At 47.7% G+C, this 2,491-nt stretch carries 1 tRNA gene and 2 rRNA genes; all 3 read left to right on the plus strand.

What is annotated here, in order from left to right:
* A 16S ribosomal RNA gene (locus CXF79_RS17390) occupies positions 1-1,333 on the plus strand; the annotation flags it as partial.
* A gap of 97 nt (positions 1,334-1,430) precedes the next feature.
* A tRNA-Ala gene (locus tag CXF79_RS17395) sits at positions 1,431-1,506 on the plus strand.
* Between the two features lie 452 nt (positions 1,507-1,958).
* Positions 1,959-2,491, plus strand: a 23S ribosomal RNA gene (locus tag CXF79_RS17405); the annotation flags it as partial.

The following is a 2,491-nucleotide window of genomic DNA, read 5'->3' on the forward strand; positions in this document are numbered from 1 at the left end:
ACCTCTCGCCATTTGATTAGCCCAAGTGAGATTAGCTAGTTGGTGAGGTAATGGCTCACCAAGGCGACGATCTCTAGCTGGTTTGAGAGGATGATCAGCCACACTGGGACTGAGACACGGCCCAGACTCCTACGGGAGGCAGCAGTGGGGAATATTGCACAATGGGCGAAAGCCTGATGCAGCCATGCCGCGTGTGTGAAGAAGGCCTTCGGGTTGTAAAGCACTTTCAGTTGTGAGGAAAGGAGTGTAGTTAATAGCTGCATTCTGTGACGTTAACAACAGAAGAAGCACCGGCTAACTTCGTGCCAGCAGCCGCGGTAATACGAGGGGTGCAAGCGTTAATCGGAATTACTGGGCGTAAAGCGTTCGTAGGCGGTCTATTAAGCAAGATGTGAAAGCCCAGGGCTCAACCTTGGAACTGCATTTTGAACTGGTAGACTAGAGTACTGTAGAGGGTGGTGGAATTTCCAGTGTAGCGGTGAAATGCGTAGAGATTGGAAGGAACATCAGTGGCGAAGGCGGCCACCTGGACAGATACTGACGCTGAGGAACGAAAGCGTGGGGAGCGAACAGGATTAGATACCCTGGTAGTCCACGCCGTAAACGATGTCAACTAGCCGTTTGTGGACTTGATCCGTGAGTGGCGCAGCTAACGCACTAAGTTGACCGCCTGGGGAGTACGGCCGCAAGGTTAAAACTCAAATGAATTGACGGGGGCCCGCACAAGCGGTGGAGCATGTGGTTTAATTCGATGCAACGCGAAGAACCTTACCATCCCTTGACATCCAGAGAAGAGACTAGAGATAGACTTGTGCCTTCGGGAACTCTGTGACAGGTGCTGCATGGCTGTCGTCAGCTCGTGTTGTGAAATGTTGGGTTAAGTCCCGCAACGAGCGCAACCCCTATCCTTATTTGCCAGCGCGTTATGGCGGGAACTCTAAGGAGACTGCCGGTGATAAACCGGAGGAAGGTGGGGACGACGTCAAGTCATCATGGCCCTTACGGGATGGGCTACACACGTGCTACAATGGCAGGTACAGAGGGCAGCAATACCGCGAGGTGGAGCGAATCCCACAAAGCTTGTCGTAGTCCGGATTGGAGTCTGCAACTCGACTCCATGAAGTCGGAATCGCTAGTAATCGTAGATCAGAATGCTACGGTGAATACGTTCCCGGGCCTTGTACACACCGCCCGTCACACCATGGGAGTGGGATGCAAAAGAAGTGGCTAGTTTAACCCTTCGGGGAGGACGGTCACCACTTTGTGTTTCATGACTGGGGTGAAGTCGTAACAAGGTAACCCTAGGGGAACCTGGGGTTGGATCACCTCCTTATCTTGAAGTAAAATTGCTTAATGGAAATCAGTTTTCGGATTGTATTTCACGAGTGTTCACACAAATTACATGATAACAAATTGAAAGATACCCTGATGGGGCTATAGCTCAGCTGGGAGAGCGCCTGCCTTGCACGCAGGAGGTCAGCAGTTCGATCCTGCTTAGCTCCACCAACTCATCACGTATCTTTTACTAAAGAAAGAGACCAAATTTAAATACACTTTATAGTGATTTTAAATTTGGTTTTTACTCTCATTAGAGAGATTAATCACGAATTATGCCGAATGCGTGCTAATTTGAATTCTTTAACAATCTGGAAAGCTGATATAAATATCGGTATTTATAAGGTAAACACGGTGTCGCGCTGTTGTTTACATGATTATAAATACCAAGCTGTTATCTCATTCTCTTATCGTGAATGTGGTAATGGTGATAGTGCATCCCCCCAAGGATGTATTATCGAATTCATACTGTTCGCAAGAACATGATGTCTTATCAAGTAACTCATCGTATATCTTCGGATATACTGAGTACGTGAAAATGTCAGACTTTACAATTACCTTGGATTAGTCTCCGAGGTGTACTTCGTTTTCAAATCTTCGGATGAGACTACTTAGGGTTGTATGGTTAAGTGACTAAGCGTATGTGGTGGATGCCTTGGCAGTTAGAGGCGATGAAGGACGTGTTAATCTGCGAAAAGCTTTGGTGAGGTGATAAAAACCGTTATAGCCAAAGATGTCCGAATGGGGAAACCCACTTAGCATAAGCTAGGTATCGTTACGTGAATACATAGCGTAACGAAGCGAACCGGGAGAACTGAAACATCTAAGTACCCCGAGGAAAAGAAATCAACCGAGATTTCGTTAGTAGCGGCGAGCGAACGCGAATCAGCCCTTAAGCTTATAGGGTGCTAGTAGAATGTTCTGGAAAGGACAACGATACAGGGTGATAGTCCCGTATACAAAAGCAACCTTTAAGTGAAATCGAGTAGGACGGAGCACGTGAAACTTTGTCTGAATATGGGGGGACCATCCTCCAAGGCTAAATACTACTAACTGACCGATAGTGAACCAGTACCGTGAGGGAAAGGCGAAAAGAACCCCTGTGAGGGGAGTGAAATAGAACCTGAAACCGCATACGTACAAGCAGTGGGAGCCC

Source organism: Colwellia sp. Bg11-28, from assembly GCF_002836245.1.
Classification (GTDB): domain Bacteria; phylum Pseudomonadota; class Gammaproteobacteria; order Enterobacterales; family Alteromonadaceae; genus Colwellia; species Colwellia psychrerythraea_A.